This is a genomic window from Streptomyces sp. NPDC052496 (assembly GCF_040679095.1).
Lineage (GTDB): Bacteria > Actinomycetota > Actinomycetes > Streptomycetales > Streptomycetaceae > Streptomyces.
Genome location: NZ_JBFAUH010000012.1, coordinates 75,816 through 98,321 on the forward strand (window position 1 = coordinate 75,816; position 22,506 = coordinate 98,321).

The window sequence follows — 22,506 nt, forward strand, 5'->3', positions numbered from 1 at the left end:
AGGTCACTGCCCCTTACTGGTCGCCCGGTGCCCGGAGAGCCGGCGCGCCCCGGGGTGTACCTGGGTACACCCTGCCCGGTATCCAGACGCAAGGGCCGCCGTCCCGCCGGACGGCATGGTCGATGCCATGCGCACACAACCTGCCGACAGCAGAAGAAGATCCGCCGACATCAAGGCGATGGCCGTGTTCCTCGTCGTCGCGTTCCTGGCGTCCGGAGCCCTGGGCGCGCTCCAGCCCGCGACCGGGATCCCCGGCGAGGTCATCCAGCTGGTGCAGTTCGGCCCCGCCCTCGGGGTGGGGCTCGTCGCCCTGCTCCGGCCTGGACGCGTACGGGAGCTGTTCGCCGGCGGCGGGCCGGACGGCGGAGCGCGGAAGGCGCCCGGAGCGCTGCTGCTCCTCACCCCGCCCCTGATCGTCGCGGTGATCGTGGGCGCGTACGCGGTACTCGCCGGAGACGTCGGTCCCACCCGGCCCACGGCTCTCTTCGCGCTGATCGCCGTGGCACAGCTGACCGGCGCGTGCGGCGAGGAGATCGGCTGGCGCTGCTTCCTGCAACCGCTGCTGCGCACCCGCCTCGGCCCCTTCGCGGCGTCGGTCGTGGTGGGCCTGGTGTGGGGCCTGTGGCACGTCCAGGTCTTCACGCGGCACCCGGTGTACGCGGCGGCGTTCGTCGTGGCGGCGGTGTCCATGTCGGTCGTACTGGGATGGGCCCTGGACGGGGTGCGGGCGGCTGCCGCCCTGCCCCTCGCCGGAATCTTCCACACCCTGATCAACCTCGGCCTGCTGCTGTTCCTGGACGAGGAGTCCGGCGAGGTGCTGCCCATGGTGCTGTTCGGCGTCGCGTGCCTGGCGGCGGCCGGGCTGTGGACGTGGCGGAGTGCCCGCGGACCGCGGCCGGCCGCATCGGCACCAGCACCAACACCGGCACCGGCTAGGATCTCTCCGATCATGGACGATGCCCGCTGACTTCCGTACGGCCGTGCGGCACGCCGTTGTCGCCGTCGGCCGGTGCCAGCTGGCGAGCCTGCACGCCCTCGCCGTGTCGGCGGTGGGCTCGCTGGTGGTACTCGCCCTGCTGCTGGTGCCCGTCGGCGTGGGATTCCGGCTGCTGCCGCCCGCCGCGCGGGCCCTGCGCGCCCTGTCCGACCGTGCCCGCTCGCGCGCCGACCGGTGGACGGGCGTCCGTATCGCCCCGGCACCACCGCTGCCCGGGGGCGCGGACCGTGCGCTCACCGCCCGCGAGAGGTCGGGCGCGGTCATCGCCGACGAGGGGTTCTGGCGCGATGTGGCGTGGGCCTGGGTGGAGCCGCCGGCCGGCGGGCTCCTCGTCGCCGTACCGCTGGCCCTGATCGAGTACGGCGCGTTCGGCGCGCTCGTGCAGCCGTTCGTCTGGCGGCTCGTCGACGACGGCAACTGGTACGCCTTCATACCCGTGCACACCACCGCCACCATGGTGGCCGCTCTGGTGCTGGGACTCGCCCTGATGGCCGCCGGGCTGTTCGCGGCCCCCGCCATCCTCCGGCTGCACACCCGTCTGAACCGGCCGCTGCTCTCCGCGCCGCGCAGCGCCCGGCTCGCCCGGCGGGTGGAGCGGCTCGCCGACACCCGCGCCAGGGCCCTGGACGCGCAGGCCGCCGAACTGCGGCGCATAGAGCGGGACCTGCACGACGGGGCACAGGCCCGGCTGGTCACCCTGGGCATGTCGCTGGACCGGGCCACCCGCGCGCTGGAGACGGACCCGGCAGCGGCCCGCGCCCTCCTGCTGGACGTCCGCCGTGCGTCCGAGGGGGCCTTGCAGGACCTGCGCGACCTGGTGCACGGCATCTACCCGCCGGTCCTCGCCGACCGGGGCCTGGGCGACGCCGTCCGGTCGCTGGCGCTCGACAGCTTCCTCGACGTCCACGTCGAGACCCGCCTGCCGCACCGGCTCCCGGCGCCGGTCGAGTCCGCCGCCTACTTCGCGGTGAGTGAGGCGCTGACGAACGCCGCGAAGCACTCAGGGGGCCGCGAGATCGCCGTCGCCCTGTCCCACGAGGACGGACTGCTGCGCGCCACCGTCACCGACGACGGCCACGGCGGCGCCGACCCCGCGAAAGGGACCGGGCTGGCCGGCGTACGGCAGCGGTTGGATACCTTCGACGGCACCCTCGCCCTGCACAGTCCGCCGGGCGGACCGACCACCGTGACGCTGGAGATTCCGTGCGCGTTGTCCTCGCCGAAGACCTCTTCCTGCTCAGGGACGGGCTGACCCGCACCCTCCAGGAGCACGGCTGCGAGGTCGAGGCGGTGGACAACGGCCCCGCCCTGACGCGGGCCCTCCTCGACGAGGCGCGCCCGGCACCGGACGTCGCCGTGATCGACGTACGGCTGCCGCCGACCTTCACCGACGAGGGCCTGCAGGCCGCGCTCGAAGCCCGCCGGCGGCGGCCCGGCCTGCCCGTTCTCATCCTCTCCCAGTACGTCGAGCAGCTGTACGCGAACGAACTGCTGGCCGGGGGCGAGGGCGCCGTCGGGTACCTGCTCAAGGACCGGGTCACCAATACGGACCAGTTCATCGACGCGGTCCGCCGGGTGGCGGCCGGCGGCACCGTCATGGACCCCCAGGTCATCTCCAGGCTGCTGCGGCGCGGCGCGGCCCGCGGCACGATCAGTGCCCTCACGGAGCGCGAACGCGCGGTCCTGGAGCTGATGGCCGAGGGCAGGTCGAACGCGGCCGTCGCCGGTGGTCTGCACATCAGTGAGAGCGCTGTCGCCAAGCACACCGCGAGCATCTTCGCCAAGCTGCGTATCGGCCCGTCGGCGGACGACAACCGCAGGGTGCTGGCGGTCCTGGCCTACCTCAAGCGCTGAGCGGCCACCACCGGGTAGTGGTCCGAGAGGTCGGTGTAGGTGTAGTCCTTGCCCCAGCTCGACACCGTCCAGGGGGCGGACCGCTCGGCGACGACCTCGTTGTGCCAGCCGGCGGGCCGGGCGTGGCCGCGGCGGTGCAGGATGTGGTCCAGGTCCTCGCGCGGGTCGTCCGGGTAGCGGTAGGACGCCACGGAGTTCTCCCGGGTGTCGAAGGAGTACGGGTGTCCGGTGCGCGCGTCGGCCGCCACGAGGCCGGCGTCGTCGAGCAGGGAGGCGAACTCGGGGCTGCGCGAGTCCACGTTCAGGTCGCCGGCCACCATGACCTGTTCGTCCGCGGGAATGCGCTTCGCGTCCAGGAAGGCGTCGATCTCCTTGAACTGCCGGGCCCGTACCGCGGCCGCCTCTCCCGCCTTGCACCCCGGGTCGGTCGACTGGGCGTGGGCGCCGACGACGTGCACCTTGGCGCCGCGGACGTTCAGCACCGCGTAGGCGAAGCCCTTGTTGGACCAGGAGTCGGCGCCGCAGGCGTCCTTGAACACGTACTGCTCCTTGCGGAGAACGGGCCACTTGCTCAGCAGGGTGACCCCGCCGTCCTCGGGAGTGGCGGCGGAGTAGGCGCCTCCGGTGGCGTCCCAGCCGCTCTTCCCGCGCCCGACCACCGGCGTCTGGTACGGATACTGCGCTGCCGCGGCCGACTTGAGCGCGTCGGAGGAGGCGTTGTCGAAGGCTTCCTGGAGCACGACGACGTCCTGGCCGCGGAAGAAACCGGCGGCGGCGATCGCCTTGGCCCGGTGGTCCTGGCCCCAGTTGGGGTAGAGGTTCTTGCTCATCAGGAAGACGTTGTACGAGAGCACCTTCACCGCGGGCACCTCGGCCGCGGCCTGCGGCACCTGCGCGGCCGACGCCGCGGGCGCCATGGCGCAGCACGCCGTGACGGCGGTCCCGGCGGCCAGCGCCATTCCGAGAAGGGCTGCGAGGGGGCGGCGCAGTGCGCGGCGCGGCATGAGAACTCCTGGTCGGTGAGGGGGCGGAAGGGCCCGCCGCACATCGAACCAGGCGTACTTACTTCTGAGTAACTTCCGGATGTCACGGAGATGGACGGAGCGTGGCACGTACAGCGGGGCCCGGCGCGCGGTACGCCGGGCCCCGCTCCGGGTCAGTGCCGGTGGCCCTGCCCGTGCACGTGGTTCGTGGCCTGGATGGACTTCCAGGACTTGGGCTGGACCGGTGCCTCGGCCGGGGCGGCCGACCGGACGCCGAAGGCGGCCTTGGCCGCGGCCGCCGCGGGCTTGGACGGCTGGAAGAGCCAGGTGTCGAACAGCTCGGCCAGCGGCTTGCCGGTCTTGCGCTCGGCGTACGTCACGAAGTCGTGCACCGAGGCGTTGCCGTACTTCTTGTCGGTGGGCCAGGACTTCAGCAGCCCGAAGAAGGCCTGGTCACCGACCTTGTTGCGCAGCGCCTGGAGCGCGAGCGCGCCCCGGTCGTACACCGCGCCGTGGAACTGGTTGTCCGGGCCCGGGTCGCCCGGCTTGACCGTCCAGAACGGGTCATTGGCCGGGTGCTGGGCGTACACGTAGTCGGCCAGCTCCTGACCGGTGCCCTCGCCCTCCTTCTCCGACCACAGCCACTGGCTGTAGCGGGCGAAGCCCTCGTTGACCCAGATGTCCTTCCAGTCCTTGACCGAGACGCTGTCGCCGTACCACTGGTGCGCCAGCTCGTGCACCACCACGGAGACGTTGGTGCCGCCGGCGAACGCCTCCTTGCCGTAGAACGGCCGGGTCTGCGTCTCCAGCGCGTACGAGGCCTTCACGTTCGGCACGTAGCCGCCCACGGAGTTGAACGGGTACGGACCGAAGACCGACTCCAGCCACTCCGTGACCTCGGTGGTGCGCTCGATGCTCGCGCGCGCCGAGCCGTCGTAGGCGCCGAGGTCCTTGCTGAAGGCGTTGATCACCGGCAGGCCACTGGCCGTGGTGTCCTTGGTGACGTCGAACCTGCCGACCGCGAGCGTCGTCAGGTACGGCGCCTGCGGCTTGTCCGAACGCCAGTTGTAGCGCGTCCAGCCGAGCTTGGAGGACTGCGACAGCAGGACGCCGTTGCTGAGCGCCTGGCTGCCGTCCGGCACCGAGACCGAGATGTCGTACGTCGCCTTGTCGGTCGGGTGGTCGTTGCTCGGGAACCACCACACGGCGGCGTCCGGCTCCTGCGCGATCACCCCGCCGTCCGGCGTGCGGTGCCAGGCGGAATAGCCGTCGATCTTCAGCTCGGACGGCTTGCCCGCGTAACGCACGACGACGCTGATGTCCTTGCCCTTGGGCAGCGGCGTGGCGGGCGTGACCTCCAGCTCGTGCTTGCCGGAGGTGGCGAACGACGCCTTCTTGCCGTTCACGCGTATCTCGCTGACCTTCAGGCCGAAGTCGAGATTGAAGCGGCTCAGGTCCTGCGTGGTCCTGGCGAGCAGCGTCGCCGTGCCCTCCAGCAGGTCTGTCTTCGGCTGGTACTTCAGGCGAAGGTCGTAGTGGGAGACGTCGTACCCGCCGTTGCCGCTCTCGGGGTAATAGGAGTCGCCCGCGCCCGGAGCGCCGGGTGTGAAACTGGCCGCGGAAGCCGGGATCGCCAGCAGCATGCTGAGGGCGGCCGCACCCGGAACGATGAGTCTGTGACGCACGAATTCCTCCAGCTCGTAGGGGAGGTGAGCCCGTTCGGCCCATCAGATCCTCAGTTCTTCAGACCTTATGTACTCGGAATCCGTCCGTCATGTCCATGGCCCCACCTGACACATGACTGACATCAGGACGACACAGGCCGCCCCGGCCGCCCCACGGCACGGCACTTCCGCGGACCGCACCCGGCCCCCACCCGTCACCTCGCGCACTCTTACGCACAGGAGTTCCCCCGCGCTACCGTCCGCCCGTGACCAACAGCGCGCGGATCACCCGCATCCCCTGGAAAGCGCTCGTGACGGCGGTCGTTGCCGCCCTGCTGTCCTCGCTCGTCGGCCCCGTGTCCGCCGCACGGGCCGCGCCCGACGGGTCCAGACCCGTGTACTCCTACGACCGCGCCCTACGTGAATCGGTCTGGGTGGACACGAGGATCGACGGCGACGCGGACGGGCGGACCGACCGGGTCGCCGTCGACATCGTGCGGCCGCGCGAACCCGCGCAGCAGGGCCGCCGGATCCCCGTGATCATGGACGCCAGCCCCTACTACTCTTGCTGCGGCCGGGGCAACGAGAGCCAGAAGAAGACCTACGACAGCACCGGCCGGCCCGTGCAGTTCCCGCTCTTCTACGACAATTACTTCGTCACGCGCGGCTATGCGACCGTCCTGGTCGACCTGGCCGGCACCAACCGCTCGGACGGCTGCGTGGACGTCGGCGGGCGCTCCGACATCCAGTCCGCGCGCGCCGTGGTCGACTGGCTCAACGGCCGGGGCCGCGCCTACGACTCCCGTACCGGCGGCAAGCGCGTGACCGCCGCCTGGTCCAACGGCGACACGGGCATGATCGGCAAGAGCTGGGACGGCACCATCGCCAACGGCGTCGCCGCCACCGGCGTCGAGGGCCTGAAGACCATCGTGCCCATCGCCGCCATCTCCTCCTGGTACGACTATTACTTCGCCAAGGGCGCGCCGCTGTACAACTCCGGCCCCGACGCGCTGGCCGACCGCGTCGACAGCCCCGAGGCCCGCCTGCGCTGCGCCGCCGTGCAGAAGAAGCTCGCCGAGGGCGCGCCCCGCACCGGCGACTGGACCCGGCTGTGGTCCGAGCGCGACTACGTCAAGGACGCGCAGAACGTCACCGCCAGCGTCTTCGCCGTCCACGGGATGCAGGACCTCAACGTCCGCACCAAGCACTTCGGACAGTGGTGGGACGCGCTCGCCGACAACGGCGTCGAGCGCAAGGTCTGGCTCTCCCAGACCGGCCACGTCGACCCGTTCGACTTCCGCCGCTCCGACTGGGTGAAGACCCTGCACCGCTGGTTCGACCACTACCTGATGGGCTACGACAACGGCATCGACGACGAGCCGATGGCCGACGTCGAACGCGCCCCCGACCGGTGGACCACCGACCGCGTCTGGCCCGCCGCCGGCACGTCGGCCACCACCGTACGGCCGCGCAACGGCACCGCCCCCGGCGTCGGCGGACTCGGCACCCGGCGCGCGCCGCACGGCGCCACCGAGACCTTCACCGACGACCCGCGCCTGAACGAGGAGGACTGGGCCGCGCGGATCGACACCCCGACGCCCGCCAAGGCCGGCTTCACCACCGAGCCGCTGGCCGAGCCGCTGCGGCTGTCCGGTTCCGGCAAGGTCACCGTCACCGCCACGCCCAGCACCACCACCGCCCACCTCTCCGCCGTCCTGGTGGACCTCGGCCCCGACACCATCCGCAACTACGGCGCCGCGGGCGAGGGCATCACCACCCTCGCCGACCGCACCTGCTGGGGCGCGAGCACCACCGGTGACAGCGCCTGCTTCAAGGAGACCAAGGCCGACACGGTGAACGTCGGCCACACCGTCTTCAGCCGCGGCTGGGCCGACCTGGGCAACTGGGCGGACCCGGGCAAGGGCCGCCCGCTGACCCCCGGCAAGCCCTACACGATCACCCTCGACCTGGCCGCGAGCGACCACGTCGTCCCCGCCGGGCACCGCCTCGCGCTCATCATCGCCGGAACGGACGCCGGCCTGCTCGACCCGCCGTCCACCACCCCGCGCCTGACCCTCGACCTCGCCCGCACCGCCGCCCGCCTGCCCGTCGTCGGCGGCGCCAAGGCGCTGACCGCGGCCACGGCCGGGACCGGCGGGTCGGCCCGGGTGGCACCGGCACCGCACACCGGAGTCGAGCCGCCCGTACCGAGCCGGATCCCCGAGGCGCGCTGACCGTACGGCGGGGCCGGGGCGCCGCGCCCCGGCCCCGCCGTCCCGTAGGCCGCGCCACCGGCCACCTCCACCGTTCGCCCCACCGTCCGACACCGGAGGCCCCCTCGTGACACCCCTCTCCCGCCGCCTCGCCTTCGGGGCACTGGCCGCCGCCCTCACCGCGACCCTGCTGGCCTCGCCGCCCGCCGGCGCGGCCGGCCCCGACCTCCCCCGCACCGGCTTCGAGACCAGCAAGGGCGCCCGCTGGACCACCCAGCCGGAGGAACAGGACTTCCTCGCCGCCGTGGACCGGGCGAGCGACCGGGTCCGTACGGACCGGATCGGCACCACCGCACAAGGCCGCCCGCTCCAGCTCATACGCATCGGCGCCCCCGCACCGAAGAGCGCCCCCGAGGTGCGGCGCGGCAACGCGGTGCTGCTGATCTGTTCGCAGCACGGCGACGAGCCGTCCGGGCGCGAGGCGTGCCTGTCCACCGTCCGCGACCTCGCCTTCGCCGGGGACCGGGCCACCCGGCGCTTCCTGGAACGCACGAGCGTGCTGGTCGTGCCGACCGCCAACCCGGACGGCCGGGCCGCCGACACCCGCGGCAACTCCGCCGGGGTGGACATCAACCGCGACCACCTCGCCCTGAGGACCGCCGAGGCACGGGCGCTGGCCGCCGTACAACGCGACTACCGCCCGGACATCGTCTACGACCTGCACGAATACGGCCCGTCCGTGCCCTACTACATGAAGGACCTGCTCTCCCTGTGGCCCCGCAACCTCAACACCGCCCACGCGGTGCACCGGGAGGCCACCATCCTGTCCGAGCGGTACGTCCGGCCGGAAGCCGCCCGTGCCGGCTTCAGCACCGGCATCTACGGCATCTGGACCGACCCGGTCACCGGCGACCCGGTCAAGCAGGTGGCCGGTGACGGCCAGGAACGCATCCTGCGCAACACCGCCGGGGTGAAGAACTCCGTCGGGCTGCTCGTGGAGACCCGGATCGACGCGCTGACCGACGCCGAGAAGGCCGACCCGGCGCTCAACAACCGCCGCCGGGTCACCTCGCAACAGGCCGCACTGACCGGCTTGTTCGCCGACGTGGGGGAGCGCAGGGGCCGGATCGAGTCCGCCACGGCCCGCGCCCGGCTGGCCGGGCACGCCGACCGGGGCCCGGTCTACCTGGGCGGAGCCGACAACGAACCGCCCACCGCCGGTCAGGTCCTGGCCGACCCGCCCTGCGCGTACCGCCTCGACGCGCGGCAGTACACCGAAGTCGGGGACGAACTCGCCCTGCACGGCGTGGCGTCCCACCGGACCGCGAAGGGCGGGGCCGTCGTGCCGCTCCGCCAGCCGCTGCGCGCCCTGGTTCCGCTGCTGCTGGACGGCCGGGCCGAATATCACCTTACGGCCGCGACTCCGCTCAAGGGCTGCTGAACGCTTCCCTTCGTGTGGTAGGGGGTAACGAGTAGGGAAAATCCGGCCAATGAAAGGTCGACACGTGTCGGAAACAGACAAGGACACGGGCGGCGGGGGAGGTGCGCCGGTCGAAGCGGAACTGCCCGGCGCGCCGCACCGTACCGGCCCTCCACAGACCGACCGCGTGGTCTTCGGCGTCACGGCGCTGCTCACCCTCGCCTTCATCGTCTGGGGCGCCACCTCCACCGAGTCGCTCAAGAACGCCTCGACGACGATGCTGGACTGGATCATCAAGAACGGCGGCTGGGCCTTCGTGCTCTCCGCCTCCGGCTTCGTGGTCTTCGCGATCTGGCTGGCCGTCAGCAAGTACGGCCGGATCACCCTGGGGAAGGAGGGGGAGCAGCCGGAGTTCCGTACGGTCTCCTGGGTCGCGATGATGTTCAGCGCGGGCATGGGCATCGGCCTGATGTTCTACGGCGTCAGCGAGCCGCTGGGGCACTTCACCACGCCGCCCCCGGGCACCGACCCCAAGGACGCCGCGCAGGCCATGGACACCGCGCTGGCCACCACCTTGTTCCACTGGACCCTGCACCCGTGGGCGATCTACGCGGTCGTGGGACTGGCCATCGCGTACAGCTGCTTCCGGCGGGGGAGAAGGCAGACGATAAGCGCGGTGTTCACCCCGTTGATCGGCGAGCGCCGGACCAACGGCTGGGGCGGGCAGGTCATCGACATCCTCGCCATCTTCGCCACCCTGTTCGGCTCCGCCGCGTCCCTGGGGCTCGGCGCGCTCCAGATCGGCAGCGGGATCAAGGTGCTGGGCTGGATGGACAGCGTCAGCACCACACTGCTGGTCGTCGTCATCGCCGTCCTGACCGTCGCCTTCGTCCTGTCGGCGGTCTCCGGCATCGCCCGCGGCGTCCAGCTGCTGTCCAACATCAACATGGTGCTGGCGCTGATCCTGGCCGTCTTCGTGTTCGTCGTCGGGCCGACCGTCCTGATCCTGAACATGCTGCCGACCTCCATCGGCACCTTCATCGGCGAGCTGCCGCAGCTCGCCGGGCGCACCGAGGCCGGCAGCGGGGACCAGGTCGGCGACTGGCTGCGGAGCTGGACGGTCTTCTACTGGGCGTGGTGGATCTCCTGGACGCCGTTCGTCGGCATGTTCATCGCCCGGATCAGCCGCGGGCGCACGATCCGGCAGTTCATCGGCGGGGTGATCCTCGTACCGAGCGTGGTGAGCCTGCTGTGGTTCGCGGTGTTCGGCAGTACGGCGATGCACCTCCAGGACGGCAAGAAGCTCTCCGGCGAGACCACGTCCGAGGGGCAGCTCTTCGACGTGCTGCACCAGTACCCGGCGGCCACCGTCACCAGCCTCCTGGTCATGATCCTCGTCGGCATCTTCTTCGTCTCCGGCGCGGACGCCGCGTCCATCGTGATGGGCACGCTCTCCCAGAAGGGCTCCTTCGAACCGACCCGGCTCGTGGTGGTCTTCTGGGGCGTGGTCACCGGCGCGGTCGCCGCAATCATGCTGCTGATCGGCGGCGGGTCGGGCGACGCGCTCACCGGACTGCAGAACCTGACGATCCTGGTCGCGGCGCCCTTCACCCTGGTGATGATCGCGATGTGCTGGGCGCTGATGAAGGACCTGCGCCACGACCCGCTGATCGTCCGCGGGCAGAAGGGCGAGGAGGTCGTCGAACTGGCCGTCATCGCGGGCCACGAGCGCTACGACGGCGACTTCGAGATCCGCATCGGGCCGGGCAACGGCAACGGCAACGACGCGGGCGGGCCGGGAACGGCCGGCCCGTCCGCCACGGCCGGTGCGGCGGCCCGGGCTTCCGAGGACGACAGGACGTGACACCGGAGGACGTGACACCGGCCGCACGGAAGTGAGGCCAGGGGAGGGCCGGCAGGCGACCGGCCCTCCCCGCACCCGGTTCTGGTGTCGCTCACGCTGTTCCGGTGTCGCTCACGCCGTTCCCGTGCCGCTCACGCCGTTCCCGCACCGTCCACCAGGCGCACCACCTCGTCCGCGCACCCCCACGCCACCGTCACGCCCGCCCCGCCGTGCCCGTAGTTGTGCACGCACAGCGCGCCGCCCGGCAGCCGCTCCGCCTCCAGCCGTACGGCCGTACGCGCCGGGCGCAGGCCGACCCGGTGCGCCAGGACGCGCGCGTGCGCCAGCTTCGGGTGGACGCGCGCGCAGCGCTCCACGATCGCGCGGGCGGTCGCCGGGTCCGGCTCCCGCGACCAGGCGCCCTCGCGCGCCGTGCCGCCGAGCACCACCCCGTACGGCTGCGGCAGGATGTACGTCGTGGTCTCGGCGTGCGCGTCGGCCGCCCCGAACCATTCCTGGACGCCGGGGTTCTCCACGATCACCAGCTGGCCCTGCACGGGCTGCACCGCCAGGTCCGGGACCAGCTCGCGGGCGCCCAGCCCGGAGCAGTTGACGACCGTCCCGGCCTCCCGCCCCGCCTCCGCGAGCGAGGTGAACGGCCGCCGCTGCACCGTGCCGCCCGCTTCCGCCAACCGCCGCTCCAGGTACCGCAGGTGGGACGGCATGTCCACCAGCGGTGTGCGCGCCCGCCAGCCCGCGCCGTAACCCGGCGGCAGTTCGTCCGGCGCGGCCCGCCGCAGCCCGGGCACCGCCGCGTGCCAGCCGTCCGGCTCCGCGTCCCCGGCGTCGGCCATCGTGCCGGTCACCAGCCGTACACCGGTCTCCTGCGGACGCGCCGCCAGCTCGGTCAGCACGTGGAGGGAGCGCAGGGACCAGGCCACCGCCCGCTCTTCCGGCCGCACCCGGTAAGGCCAGCACAGGCCGCCCGCGACCGCGGAGGTGGTGTCCCCGGCCGGGTCGCGGCTGACGACGCGCACCGCGCGCCCGCGCTCCGCCAGCCCGACGGCGGCCGTCAGGCCGGTCACCCCGCCGCCGATCACGATCACATCGCTCGTCGTCATGCCAGGACGCTATCCGTTGCGCCCGCCGGGGGCGACGGGTCCGACGGGCGTGCGGCGGCGGCCCGCGGGACACGGAACACCATCCTCCCCGTGAATTGCCCGGCACCCGGCTCATATCGGCGGTTGCGTGGGGATACTCAGGACATGTCTGCGCACTACGCGACTTTCGGACTGGCGCCCGCCACGCGCGCCGGAGCGGTTCTGTCCAACGGCGCGTACGAAGCCCACCGTGACTTCTGGGACTTCATCGTCGACGGCAGACCCCTCCTGCTGCGCCTGGCCGACCTGGACGCGGTCTCCCCGCTCGCCGCCGACCTCGGGCCGTCCCTGTTCACCGCCCACGTGCGGCGGCTGCTCCTGGAGGAGGACGCGCCGCTCGCCGGCGGGCGCTACGTCCTGTACGGCTGCCCGGAGTGCGAGGGGCTGGAGTGCGGCGCGGTCACCGCCGTCATCGAGCGGGACGGCACGGACGTCGTCTGGCGCGACTTCGCCTGGCAGACGGACCGCACCGCGGACCTGCGGCGCGACGGCTACCCGGGCATCGGCCCGTTCCGCTTCCACGGCGCGCAGTACCGGGCCGCGCTGGAACACCTGCTCTCCGACGCCGGCCCCGAGCGCGGCGCCGCGGCCGCGCGGCGGGTCCTGCTGGTCGGCCACCGGGTCGCGCTGCCGGCCCGGCTGGCCGCGGCCCTGCGCGGCATCGGCGTCGGCGCGGAGATCACCAGGGACGCGGCGGGCGCCTCGCCGGACGAGTTACGGTCCTACGGCGCGGTGGCCTTCGCCGGCACGGTGGGGGAGGACGAACGGGCCGCTGTGCGGGCCGCGTTCGTGGCGGCGGGGTCCTCGGCGGTCTTCGTGGACCTGCCGGTGCCGGTCGTCCCGCTGCTCGTCGCCCGTATCGAACAGGCCCTGGACCGCTGTCCGCAGGACCAGCGGCGGCTGCTGCGGCTGGCCGCGGTCCGCGGCGAGGTGACGGTCGAGACCGCGGTGCCGTGCCGGCTCGGCATCACCGCGTACCGCGTGGACCGCCTGTCGCGCACGCGGACCGCGGAGTTGTTCGCCGGCCAGGTCGAGGCGGGCACGCACCGGCTGGCGGTGGACGCGCGGGCGACGAAGGGGGCGGCGTACGTGGTCGCCCGGACGAGCGGGAGCGTGCTGGTCGCGGCGGTGGCGGGGGAGTAGCCAGGGCGGCGGGGGAGCGGGCGGGGCGGGGCGCGGGTGTTCGGTACGGCTGAATGTGATCTTGACATTGCCGTAACCCGCAGGTCCCGGGGCGTACAAACAGGACCTTAAGCTGGTTGTCAGCACCGTCGGCCGATGACGCCCCTCGGACACCGCCCTTTCCCGGGCGCCCGCGTGCCCATCCCTTTGCCGGGCAGTACGTCCCGCTCCGTACGGGTACGTACCCATAAGCCCGCCTGCCCGTCATCCGCCGTACAAGGAGGCCCATGCCCCGCGCGCCGCGCGCCGTGCCCACCTGGCTCGCCCACCCCCTGCGCTGGCAGCGGCTGCCCGTCCCCTGGGCCGCCGTCATCCGCGGCGCGCTGTGCGCGGGTCCGCTGCTCGCCGCAGGCGTGGCCACCGGCCGTCCGGCGGCCGGTGTGCTGGCAGGCCTCGGCTCCATGCTCGCGGGCGTCAACGACCGCCCCGGCACCCGCCGCCGCGGCATCGTGCACATCGGCCTGCCCGCCCTGGCGTCGTCGTTCGGCATGCTGATGGGCGCCACGCTGCAGACCGTCGGCGCGGGCTGGTGGGTGGTCCCCGCGCTGTTCGCCGTCGGCTTCGTCTCGGGCGCGGGCAGCGTCGCCGGGCCGGTGCGGTCCAACGCGGGCATGCAGATGCTGGCCAGCACCGTCCTCGGCGCGGGCATGCCGCTGTCCGGCGCGCCCTGGCTCAAGGCCCTCTACCTCCTGGCCGGCTGCCTGTGGCTGCTCCTGCTGCGCCTGGTCTTCCACCCGCCCCGCCCGGCCGGCGGGCCGCTCAGTGGTGAGCGCGCGGCCGTCGCCACCGTCTTCGACGCGCTCGCGGACGCGCTGGCGGCCGTCGGCGGGCCGGGCGCCGAAGCGGCCCGGCGCCGTCTCACCGCCGCCCTCGACCGCGCCGACGAGGCACTGCGGCTGCGCCGGCTGCTGCGTCGCCGCCCCCGCGCCGACGAACGGCTGCTCGCCGAGCGGCTGGCCGCCGGCACCGCGCTGTGCGAGGCCAGCGTCGCGCTGCTCTGGGAGGCCCAGCCGCTGCCGGACCGGGTCGCCGAGGGCCCGCGCCGCTTCGCCGAAGCGCTGCGCACCGGCCGCCCGCCGGGCCGCCTCCCCGCCCCGGAGACCAGCTCCCCGGCGCGCGGCGCCTTCGACCGCGCACTGCTGGACGCCGCGGTGGTCTTCGCCCGCACGGAACCAGTGGACGCCGCCGGCGCGGACGGCGGACCCGCGGTGATCTCGGGGGCTGTGCCGGGCCGGGGGGTGGGGGACGGGACTGTACCGGGCCGGGCGGAGGAGGACGGGGCCGCTCCGGGCTGGGCGGAGGGGGGCGGGGGCGTACCGGGCCGGGCGGAGGAGATCGGGACCGCTCCAGGCCGGACGGAGGAGGCTAGGACCGCTTCAGGCCGGGCGGAGGGGGACGGGGCCGTACCGGCTCGTACTGCGCGTACGGGGCGCGACACGCCCGCCCCGCGCGACACGCCTGCCTCGCGCGACAAGCCTGCCCCGCATGCCACTCACGCCTCCCACGCCCCCCACACCCCTACCGACCCCCCGTCGGCACCCACCCCCGGCACCGGAGCCTCCGTGCAACGGCCGGTGCCCGGCCGCCGCCGCTCCCCGCTCAGCCGGCTGATCGCGGCGGCCGGTGCGCGTGCCCGGCCGGGCCGGGGCCTGCTCGGCCCGGCCGGCCGTGACTACGGCCTGCGGGTCGCCCTGTGCATCGCTGTGAGCGCGGCGGTGGCCCTCGCGCTGCGCGCCGAGCACTGGTACTGGCTGCCCGCCACCGTCACCTTTCTCGTCAAGCCCGACCTGGGGCCGCTCTTCTCCCGCACGGTGAACCGTTTCGCCGGCACCGTCGCCGGTGTCCTGGTCTTCGCGGTGGCGGGCGCGCTGCCGGCCGGCTGGTGGTGGCCCGCGCTCATCGCCGGCGTGGGCGGCGCGCTGCTGCCGTTCGCCACCCGCCACTTCGCGCTGCAGACCGTCGCGATCACCCTGATGGTGCTGTCGTTCGTGCACGTCAGCGGTGACCCGCAGGCCGCGCTGGAGCGGATCGTGGACACCTCCGCCGCCTGCGGCATCGTGCTCGTCGTCGGCCATCTGCCGCGGCTCGCCGACCCGCGCCGCCGCGTCGGCCACCGGGTCACCGCCGCGCTGCGCGCCACCGACGCGTACCTCGGCGAGGTGCTGAAGAGTGAACCGGGGCACGACCGGGGCGAGCGGCTGGTGCTGCGCCGGGAGGCCTACCGGACGCTGGGCGAGGCCCGCGCGGCGGCCGAGACCGCCGCCGCCGAACTCGTGGCGGCGCGCGGCCGCAACCCCGACTGGCTCACGGTCGTCACTGCCGCCGAACGCATCGTCGACGCGGCGACCGCCTGTGCCGTACGCCTCGACCACGGCGCCCGCCGCCCGACCGCGCAGGAGGCGCGCCGGCTGTCCGAGGCGCTCACCGCGATGGCGGACGCGCTGGCGGACCCGGGCCGGCCGGGGCCGCCCGCGCTCGCCGCGCAGATCCCGCCCGTACCGGGTTGCGCGACGCTCACGGACGTGGCCGCCGAGCTGGAACGGATGCGCGGCTTCGCGGGCGCGGCCTGACCCGGCCTCCGCGCACGACGGGCTCGGCCCGTACGGATCGGGCTCGGCGCGTACCGGCTGCCGGGCTTGGCCCGCGCGGACTGGGCTCGGCGCATACCGGCCGCTGCGCTTGGCCCGTACGGACTGGGCTCGGCGCATACCGGCCGCTGCGCTTGGTCCCGTATGGACCGGGCCCGGCGCATACCGGCCGCTGCGCTTGGTCCCGTATGGACCGGGCCCGGCGTGTACCGGCTGCCGGGCTTGGCCCGTACGGACCGGGCCCGGCACATACCAGCCGCCGCGCTCGGCCCGTACGGACCGGGCCCGGCACATACCAGCCGCCGCGCTTGGCCCGTACGGACCGGGGTAGGCGTGGCCCCATCACGCGCGCCGGTGCGGTTGCCGCCGGCCGCCACCCGCTTGGCACGCCGGGCAGGACGACGGCGCCGGGCCGGTGCGGTACTGGAGGAGCCGGGCGGGACCGCCACGGCGCCACCGAACGACCGATTCCAGCGTCAGCCGGGAGCCAGCAATGGGTGACATGTCGAAGAACCGCCCCGAACGGGAACGCAGGGCGCAGCGCGCGGCGCAGGAGAGCGCGCCCGCCGCCCCGGACCGCAGCGCCGGGGAGGCCGCCGGCGTCGGGGAGAGTTACGTGGCGCAGGAAGGCGACCGCTGGGTCAGCCACCTGGGCGGTCCGGGGACCGGCAAGCACCGCAAGGGGCCCGGTCCCGTACCGCGCACGGACGCCACCGAGTGAGCTGAGCCCGTGGCGCCGGAGCCGGCCCGAGCCGGCCCCGGCGCCCACGGGTCAGCGCTTGCCGCTGTCCTTGCCCAGCAGGCCGGCGCGGCGCAGCGCGTCGGCCATGGCGCCGTTCGCCGGGGCCGCGTCGCGGGAGCCGCCGCGCCGGTCGCCGCCCTGGCGCTGCCGGGGCGTGCTGCCGCGCCGCTGCTCACCGCGGCCCTCCCGGTCACCGCGCCGGTCGTCGCGCCGGCCGCCCGCGCGCTGCCCGCCGTCGGCCGCGCCGCCGCCCTTGCCGGGCTCGTCGTCCAGCCGCAGCGTCAGCGAGATCCGCTTGCGCGGAATGTCCACGTCCAGCACCTTCACGCGCACGATGTCGCCCGGCTTGACCACGTCGCGCGGGTCCTTGACGAAGGTCTTGGACATGGCGGAGACGTGCACCAGGCCGTCCTGGTGGACACCGATGTCGACGAACGCCCCGAAGGCGGCGACGTTGGTCACCACGCCCTCCAGGAGCATCCCGGCCTCCAGGTCGCCGATCTTCTCCACGCCCTCCTTGAAGGTGGCCGTCTTGAACACCGGGCGCGGGTCACGGCCCGGCTTCTCCAGCTCCTGGAGGATGTCGGTGACGGTCGGCAGGCCGAAGGAGTCGTCGACGAAGTCGGCCGGCTTCAGCGAGCGCAGCACCGCCGTGTTGCCGATCAGTGAGGACACCTCGCCGCCCGCCGTCTTCACCATCCGGCGCACCACCGGGTACGCCTCCGGGTGCACGCTGGAGGCGTCCAGCGGGTCCTCGCCGTCGCGGATGCGCAGGAAGCCCGCGCACTGCTCGTACGCCTTCGGGCCGAGCCGCGCCACGTCCTTGAGGGCCTTGCGGGCGCGGAAGGGGCCGTTGGTGTCGCGGTGCGCGACGATGTTCTCGGCCAGCCCGGAACTGATGCCGGACACCCGCGACAGCAGCGGCGCGGACGCGGTGTTGACGTCCACACCGACGCCGTTGACGCAGTCCTCGACCACCGCGTCCAGCGAACGAGACAGCTTCACCTCGGACAGGTCGTGCTGGTACTGACCGACCCCGATCGACTTCGGATCGATCTTGACCAGTTCGGCCAGCGGGTCCTGGAGGCGGCGCGCGATCGAGACGGCGCCGCGCAGCGACACGTCCAGGTCCGGCAGCTCCTGGGAGGCGAACGCGGAGGCGGAGTACACCGACGCGCCCGCCTCGGAGACCATCACCTTGGTCAGCTTCAGCTCGGGCTGCGCCGCGATCAGGTCGGCGGCCAGCTTGTCCGTCTCGCGGGACGCGGTGCCGTTGCCGATGGCGATCAGCTCGACCCCGTGCTCCTCGGCCAGCCGCGCCAGCGTGGCCAGCGACTGGTCCCACTTCTGCTGCGGCACGTGCGGGTAGATGGTCTCCGTCGCGGCCACCTTGCCGGTCGCGTCGACGACGGCGACCTTCACGCCCGTACGGAAGCCGGGGTCCAGGCCCATCGTCGCGCGGGTGCCGGCGGGCGCCGCCAGCAGCAGGTCGCGCAGGTTGGACGCGAAGACCCGGACCGCCTCGTCCTCGGCGGCCTGCCGCAGCCGCAGCCGCAGGTCGATGCCGAGGTGCACCAGGACGCGGGTGCGCCAGGCCCAGCGGACGGTGTCCTTGAGCCACTTGTCGGCCGGCCGGCCGCGGTCGGCGATCCCGAACTTCGCGGCGATGGACTGCTCGTACGACGTGACGCCCTCGACCGGCTCGGTCTCCGGCTCCAGCGCGAGGTCGAGGATCTCCTCCTTCTCGCCGCGCAGCATCGCCAGGACACGGTGCGACGGCAGCGCGGTGAACGGCTCCGCGAAGTCGAAGTAATCGGCGAACTTCGCGCCCGCCTCCTCCTTGCCCGCACGGACCTTCGCGGTCACCTGGCCGCGCGTCCACATCCGCTCGCGCAGTTCACCGATCAGGTCGGCGTCCTCGCTGAACCGTTCGGTCAGGATGGCCCGCGCGCCCTCCAGGGCGGCGGCCGGGTCGGCGACGCCCTTGTCCGCGTCCACGAACGCCGCCGCGGCCGCGGCGGGCTCCACCGACGGGTCGCTCAGCAGCCCGTCCGCCAGCGGCTCCAGGCCGGCCTCACGCGCGATCTGCGCCTTGGTGCGCCGCTTGGGCTTGTACGGCAGGTAGATGTCCTCCAGGCGGGCCTTGGACTCCGCGCCGCGGATCTGCGCCTCCAGCGCGGCGTCCAGCTTGCCCTGCGACCGGACGGACTCCAGGATCGCGGTGCGCCGCTCCTCCAGCTCCCGCAGGTAGCGCAGCCGCTCCTCCAACGCGCGCAGCTGCGCGTCGTCGAGCATCTCGGTCGCTTCCTTGCGGTACCGGGCGATGAAGGGCACGGTCGAGCCGCCGTCGAGCAGGTCGACCGCGGCCTTCACCTGCCGTTCCCTGACGCCGAGCTCGTCGGCGATCCTCGCTTCGATGGATCCGATGGTCCCGGACGCCCCGTTGGCCTCGGTGGATGCCGTCACGTTGTTTCCTGCCCCGCCTTCCAGCGTTTGCTTGAGCCTGCATTGTGCAGGTTGGCGGGCCGCACTGTCGCGCGACCCGGGCCGCCGCGGCCAGGTGTGAGAAGCCGCACGCGCGGGGGAGCGGTCCGTACGGGGCGGGTACCGACGCATGGGGCGGGCGGGGCGGGAGGTACCGGGCACCGGGGGCGGCGGGCCGCCGGGAAGCGGCCTGCGGCCGGGCGTGTCAGCGGACCCGCCGCGGCCCCCGGCCGTCCGCGGCGGGTCGCGCATTTCCTCAGCCGTCCGCGGCGTGCGGCACCGGCTCTCGGCCGTCCGCGGCGCGCGGCGCAGTTCCTCGGCCGTCCGCGGCGCGGGGCACCGGCTCTCGGCCGTCCGCGGCGCGCGGCGCAGTTCCTCGGCCGTCCGCGGCGCGCGGCGCAGTTCCTCGGCCGTCCGCGGCGCGCGGCACCGACCCTCAGCCGTCGGTACGGCGCAGCACCAGGCTGACGAAGCCCCAGCTGTCCCGGTAGCCGCGCAGCCACTCCCGGCGGTGGGCATCGGCCGCCGCCAGGGCCTCGGCGCGCTCGGGGCCGGCGGGCCGGTCCAGCGCCCACGAGGCCAGCGATCCCGTCCAGGACCACTCGTAATCGTCCAGTTCCCGGCGGGTGCTGAGGTGCCCGTGGACGGGGGTCCACCCGTCGGCGGTGACGCGGTCCAGGGTGGCCGGCAGGCCGGCGAAGTCCCCGAGCACCGCGACGGCTTCCCCGGAGGGCGTACGTTCCCAGAACCCGTCGCCGACCAGGACCCGCCCGCCGGGCGCCAGGTGCCGGCGCGCCGCGGCCAGCGTGGGCAGCAGGCCGCCGAAGGCGTGCGCGGCACCGACGCTGAGCACCAGGTCGAACGGGTGCGGGGAGCGGAAGTCCGTGGCGTCCTCCTGGTGCAGGACGAGACGGCCCGTCACGCCCTGCCTGACGGCGGCCGCATGGGCGTGCGCCAGGGATTCCGGGCTGATGTCGACCCCTTCGGCGCGCAGCCGCGGCCACCGGGCCAGCGCGCGCAGCAGCCATTCCCCGCCGCCGCAGCCGAGGTCGAGCACCCGCTCGTCGCCACGGGGCAGGGCGTGTTCCAGGAGCTGCCGCACCGAGTCGTCGTCGAGCGGTGCCGCGACGGGGTGCCTGGTGTGCGCGATCCGGGAGATCCGTTGACGGTCCATCGGCGCAGCCTGGCAGCGGCGGCCGGCCCCGCGCACCCCGATTCTTCCGCGCGCGGGACGCCGCACGGGCACCCGGCCTCCCGGCCGACTCCCGTGCGGAGTACCCGCGTTCGCCGGCTCACCGCTTGCCGAGCAGCTCCTTGGGGAACGCGCCCGCCGCCACCGCGGCCTGCGTGAAGCCGCCCGCCAGCTCGGTGAGCCGGGCCACGCCCGCCGCGCCCAGGTGCTCGTACGGCGCCAGGTCCAGCCGGTCCGTGGTGTCCTCCAGGTCCGCGCGCAGCTCGGCGCCCGCCTCGGTCAGCGCGCCCGCCGCGTCCAGCACGCCGCGCTCGCGCAGCCTCTCCTCGGCGGCCTCCCACTCCTCCAGGGACCAGCCGCGGGTCGCCAGGATCCACGAGCGGTCCGCGCCGCGGTCGGTGGCGGTGTGGGTGACCAGCGCCTCCAGACCGTTCAGCCCGGCCTCCAGCAGCGCCACCAGGTGGCCGTCGCCGCGGTGCTCGCGCAGCAGCGTCGCCGCGTGCCAGTAGGCCAGGTGCGGGGCGTCGGGCACCGGCAGGTCGGCGTGCGCGGCGTACAGCGGCCGGGCGTGCCGGGTGCAGGCCTCGGTGGCGCGCAGCGCCAGGCGGGCCGCCTCGGCCATCTCCGGCGACTCCACCGCCGCGTCACCGAGCAGCCGCCGCAGGGTGCTGTCGACCGCCCGCAGCCGCGCGGCCAGCACGTCCTCGGGCGAGACGACCGACCAGACCCGCGGGACGTGCCGGGCGACCAGGTCGTGCTTGAAGTTGTAGAACGCCGCGGTGACGGTGCCGGGGCCCACCGCGCCCATGGCGGCGGCGCGGCTGGCGAAGTAGACGGCGCTGCGGTCCTCGACACCGAGTCCGGCGAGCTCGGCAGGCAGGTCGGGGGAGAAGTAGACGGTCGAGTGCAGCGGGTTGACGACGTGGTGACAACGTCGGCCGGCGCGCTCGGGGAGCGAGGTCGTGGTGGTCATGACCGCAGGTTACCGACCCGTCGGTATGGAGGGGAGGGCGGGACCGCCCTCCGTTTCCGCGCGCACGGCCGCGGCCGATGGCCGTAAAGGTGGGTTTTTCGTCATTGCCGCCATCGCCGCACCCCGACCAGGATGGGCGCCATGGAACAGCGCGACGTGCTGGTCGTCCTCTTCGAGGGCGTACAGAGCCTCGATGTCACCGGCCCCCTGGAGGTCTTCCACCAGGCGGACCGGCGGGTGCCCGGCGCGTACCCGGTCCGTACCGCCTCGCTCGACGGCGCCCCGGTCCGTACGACCAGCGGGCTGACCCTCACACCCGACCTCGCGCTGCCCGACGCCACACCGCCGCACACCCTCCTCGTGCCCGGCGGTCGGGGAACCCGCGCTCCCGACCCCCGCCTGGTCGACTGGCTGCGGCCGCACGCGCCGCACGCCCGGCGCAAGGTGGCCGTGTGCACCGGAGCGTTCCTGCTCGCCGCCGCCGGACTGCTCGACGGGCGCCGGGCGACCACCCACTGGACCCGGTGCGACGCGCTCGCCGCGCAGTTCCCGGCCGTACGGGTCGATCCGGAGCCGATCTACGTACGGGACGGCGACGTGGCCACCTCGGCCGGGGTGACGGCGGGCATCGACCTGGCGCTGGCCCTGGTGGAGGAGGACCACGGCCGTGACCTGGCCCTGGCCGTCGCCCGCCACCTGGTCGTCTTCCTGCGCCGGCCCGGCAACCAGACCCAGTTCAGCGCCCAGCTCGCCGCCCAGACCGCGGACCGGCGCCCGCTGCGCGACGTCCAGCAGTGGATCACCGAGAACCCGGCGGCCGACCTGTCCGTCGACACCCTCGCCGGCCGCGCGGGCCTGTCGCCCCGGCACTTCGCCCGCGCCTTCCGCGCCGAGGTCGGCATGACACCGGGACGCTATGTCGACCGGGTACGGCTGGAGGCCGCCCGGCGCCTCCTGGAGGACACCGCCGACGGCATCGAGGGCATCTCCCGCCGCTGCGGCTACGGCACCCCGGAGGCGATGCGCCGCGCTTTCCTGCGCACGCTGGGCACCGCCCCGGCCGAATACCGCCGCCGCTTCCGGCCCGCGGCCCCGCCACCGTTCCCCTGACGGCCCGTCCGCTCCGCCTCCCGCGCCCCGCCTCCCGCAGCACTTCCCGCCCCGCCACGCACCCCGCCGAGCCGCTACGCGCCTCATCCCACCGAGCACCC

The 22,506-nt window shown here is 74.1% G+C and carries 16 protein-coding genes; 10 read left to right on the forward strand and 6 right to left on the reverse strand.

Annotated elements, in window-relative coordinates; all coding sequences use genetic code 11:
* Window positions 1-127 precede the first annotated feature (127 nt).
* The 3 genes from AB0L45_RS17520 to AB0L45_RS17530 are packed head-to-tail and all read left to right on the forward strand — an operon-like array spanning window position 128 to window position 2,851.
* Window positions 128-967 (forward strand): CPBP family intramembrane glutamic endopeptidase, encoded by an 840-nt coding sequence (locus AB0L45_RS17520; protein ID WP_365840728.1) that lies wholly within the window; start codon window positions 128-130, stop codon window positions 965-967.
* A complete protein-coding gene (locus AB0L45_RS17525; RefSeq protein WP_365840730.1) occupies window positions 957-2,249 on the forward strand; it encodes a sensor histidine kinase in 1,293 nt (430 codons plus the stop codon). Before AB0L45_RS17520 ends, AB0L45_RS17525 begins: the two co-directional genes overlap by 11 nt.
* Entirely contained in the window at window positions 2,201-2,851 is a 651-nt protein-coding gene (locus tag AB0L45_RS17530; RefSeq protein ID WP_365840732.1) for a response regulator transcription factor, read from the forward strand. The genes AB0L45_RS17525 and AB0L45_RS17530 overlap by 49 nt, the downstream gene beginning before the upstream one ends.
* Here the strand turns inward: AB0L45_RS17530 and sph are convergent.
* Entirely contained in the window at window positions 2,836-3,855 is a 1,020-nt protein-coding gene (sph, locus tag AB0L45_RS17535) for a sphingomyelin phosphodiesterase (protein WP_365840734.1), read from the reverse strand. The genes AB0L45_RS17530 and sph overlap by 16 nt on opposite strands.
* 152 nt (window positions 3,856-4,007) lie before the next feature.
* A complete protein-coding gene (locus AB0L45_RS17540; protein ID WP_365840736.1) occupies window positions 4,008-5,519 on the reverse strand; it encodes a M1 family metallopeptidase in 1,512 nt (503 codons plus the stop codon).
* 245 nt (window positions 5,520-5,764) lie between these two features.
* Between AB0L45_RS17540 and AB0L45_RS17545 the strand changes: the two genes are divergently transcribed.
* The 3 genes from AB0L45_RS17545 to AB0L45_RS17555 all read left to right on the forward strand — a co-directional run bounded on the left by AB0L45_RS17545 (window position 5,765) and on the right by AB0L45_RS17555 (window position 10,995).
* Complete coding sequence (locus AB0L45_RS17545) at window positions 5,765-7,732, forward strand: Xaa-Pro dipeptidyl-peptidase (protein WP_365840738.1); 1,968 nt, start codon at window positions 5,765-5,767, stop codon at window positions 7,730-7,732.
* Window positions 7,733-7,838: 106 nt separating this feature from the next.
* Window positions 7,839-9,152, forward strand: a complete 1,314-nt coding sequence (locus AB0L45_RS17550) for a M14 family metallocarboxypeptidase (protein ID WP_365840740.1) — start codon at window positions 7,839-7,841, stop codon at window positions 9,150-9,152.
* 121 nt (window positions 9,153-9,273) lie between these two features.
* A complete protein-coding gene (locus tag AB0L45_RS17555; protein WP_365840974.1) occupies window positions 9,274-10,995 on the forward strand; it encodes a BCCT family transporter in 1,722 nt (573 codons plus the stop codon).
* Between the two features lie 131 nt (window positions 10,996-11,126).
* Here the strand turns inward: AB0L45_RS17555 and AB0L45_RS17560 are convergent, their stop codons facing one another.
* Entirely contained in the window at window positions 11,127-12,095 is a 969-nt protein-coding gene (locus AB0L45_RS17560; RefSeq protein WP_365840742.1) for an FAD-dependent oxidoreductase, read from the reverse strand.
* A gap of 144 nt (window positions 12,096-12,239) precedes the next feature.
* Between AB0L45_RS17560 and AB0L45_RS17565 the strand changes: the two genes are divergently transcribed.
* The 3 genes from AB0L45_RS17565 to AB0L45_RS17575 all read left to right on the forward strand — a co-directional run bounded on the left by AB0L45_RS17565 (window position 12,240) and on the right by AB0L45_RS17575 (window position 16,625).
* Window positions 12,240-13,277, forward strand: coding sequence for an oxidoreductase (locus tag AB0L45_RS17565; protein WP_365840744.1), 1,038 nt, complete (start codon window positions 12,240-12,242; stop codon window positions 13,275-13,277).
* A 266-nt stretch (window positions 13,278-13,543) separates the two neighbouring features.
* Entirely contained in the window at window positions 13,544-15,886 is a 2,343-nt protein-coding gene (locus tag AB0L45_RS17570; protein ID WP_365840746.1) for an FUSC family protein, read from the forward strand.
* A 511-nt stretch (window positions 15,887-16,397) separates the two neighbouring features.
* Window positions 16,398-16,625 carry a hypothetical protein gene (locus AB0L45_RS17575; RefSeq protein WP_365840748.1) on the forward strand — a complete coding sequence of 76 codons (228 nt, stop codon included), beginning with the start codon at window positions 16,398-16,400 and terminating at the stop codon, window positions 16,623-16,625.
* 51 nt (window positions 16,626-16,676) lie between these two features.
* Here AB0L45_RS17575 and AB0L45_RS17580 read toward each other — a convergent pair whose 3' ends face one another.
* The 3 genes from AB0L45_RS17580 to AB0L45_RS17590 all read right to left on the reverse strand — a co-directional run bounded on the left by AB0L45_RS17580 (window position 16,677) and on the right by AB0L45_RS17590 (window position 21,295).
* Window positions 16,677-19,112, reverse strand: coding sequence for a Tex family protein (locus AB0L45_RS17580; protein WP_365840750.1), 2,436 nt, complete (start codon window positions 19,110-19,112; stop codon window positions 16,677-16,679).
* A 454-nt stretch (window positions 19,113-19,566) separates the two neighbouring features.
* Window positions 19,567-20,304: a class I SAM-dependent methyltransferase gene (locus AB0L45_RS17585; protein WP_365840752.1), complete on the reverse strand. Its 738-nt coding sequence runs from the start codon at window positions 20,302-20,304 to the stop codon at window positions 19,567-19,569.
* 118 nt (window positions 20,305-20,422) lie between these two features.
* Window positions 20,423-21,295, reverse strand: coding sequence for a hypothetical protein (locus AB0L45_RS17590; RefSeq protein WP_365840754.1), 873 nt, complete (start codon window positions 21,293-21,295; stop codon window positions 20,423-20,425).
* A gap of 141 nt (window positions 21,296-21,436) precedes the next feature.
* On the opposite strand from AB0L45_RS17590, the gene AB0L45_RS17595 reads away from it, so the two are divergent.
* Complete coding sequence (locus AB0L45_RS17595) at window positions 21,437-22,405, forward strand: DJ-1/PfpI family protein (RefSeq protein WP_365840756.1); 969 nt, start codon at window positions 21,437-21,439, stop codon at window positions 22,403-22,405.
* The last annotated feature ends 101 nt before the right edge of the window (window positions 22,406-22,506 follow it).

Bases quoted from the DNA above. Each gene is read 5' to 3' on its own strand.
- AB0L45_RS17520 (WP_365840728.1), top strand. From the start codon at position 128: ATGCGCACACAACCTGCCGACAGCAGAAGAAGATCCGCCGACATCAAG.
- AB0L45_RS17565 (WP_365840744.1), top strand. From the start codon at position 12,240: ATGTCTGCGCACTACGCGACTTTCGGACTGGCGCCCGCCACGCGCGCC.
- AB0L45_RS17575 (WP_365840748.1), top strand. From the start codon at position 16,398: ATGGGTGACATGTCGAAGAACCGCCCCGAACGGGAACGCAGGGCGCAG.
- AB0L45_RS17590 (WP_365840754.1), bottom strand. From the start codon at position 21,295: ATGACCACCACGACCTCGCTCCCCGAGCGCGCCGGCCGACGTTGTCAC.
- AB0L45_RS17570 (WP_365840746.1), top strand. From the start codon at position 13,544: ATGCCCCGCGCGCCGCGCGCCGTGCCCACCTGGCTCGCCCACCCCCTG.
- AB0L45_RS17560 (WP_365840742.1), bottom strand. From the start codon at position 12,095: ATGACGACGAGCGATGTGATCGTGATCGGCGGCGGGGTGACCGGCCTG.
- AB0L45_RS17585 (WP_365840752.1), bottom strand. From the start codon at position 20,304: ATGGACCGTCAACGGATCTCCCGGATCGCGCACACCAGGCACCCCGTC.
- sph (WP_365840734.1), bottom strand. From the start codon at position 3,855: ATGCCGCGCCGCGCACTGCGCCGCCCCCTCGCAGCCCTTCTCGGAATG.
- AB0L45_RS17525 (WP_365840730.1), top strand. From the start codon at position 957: ATGCCCGCTGACTTCCGTACGGCCGTGCGGCACGCCGTTGTCGCCGTC.
- AB0L45_RS17595 (WP_365840756.1), top strand. From the start codon at position 21,437: ATGGAACAGCGCGACGTGCTGGTCGTCCTCTTCGAGGGCGTACAGAGC.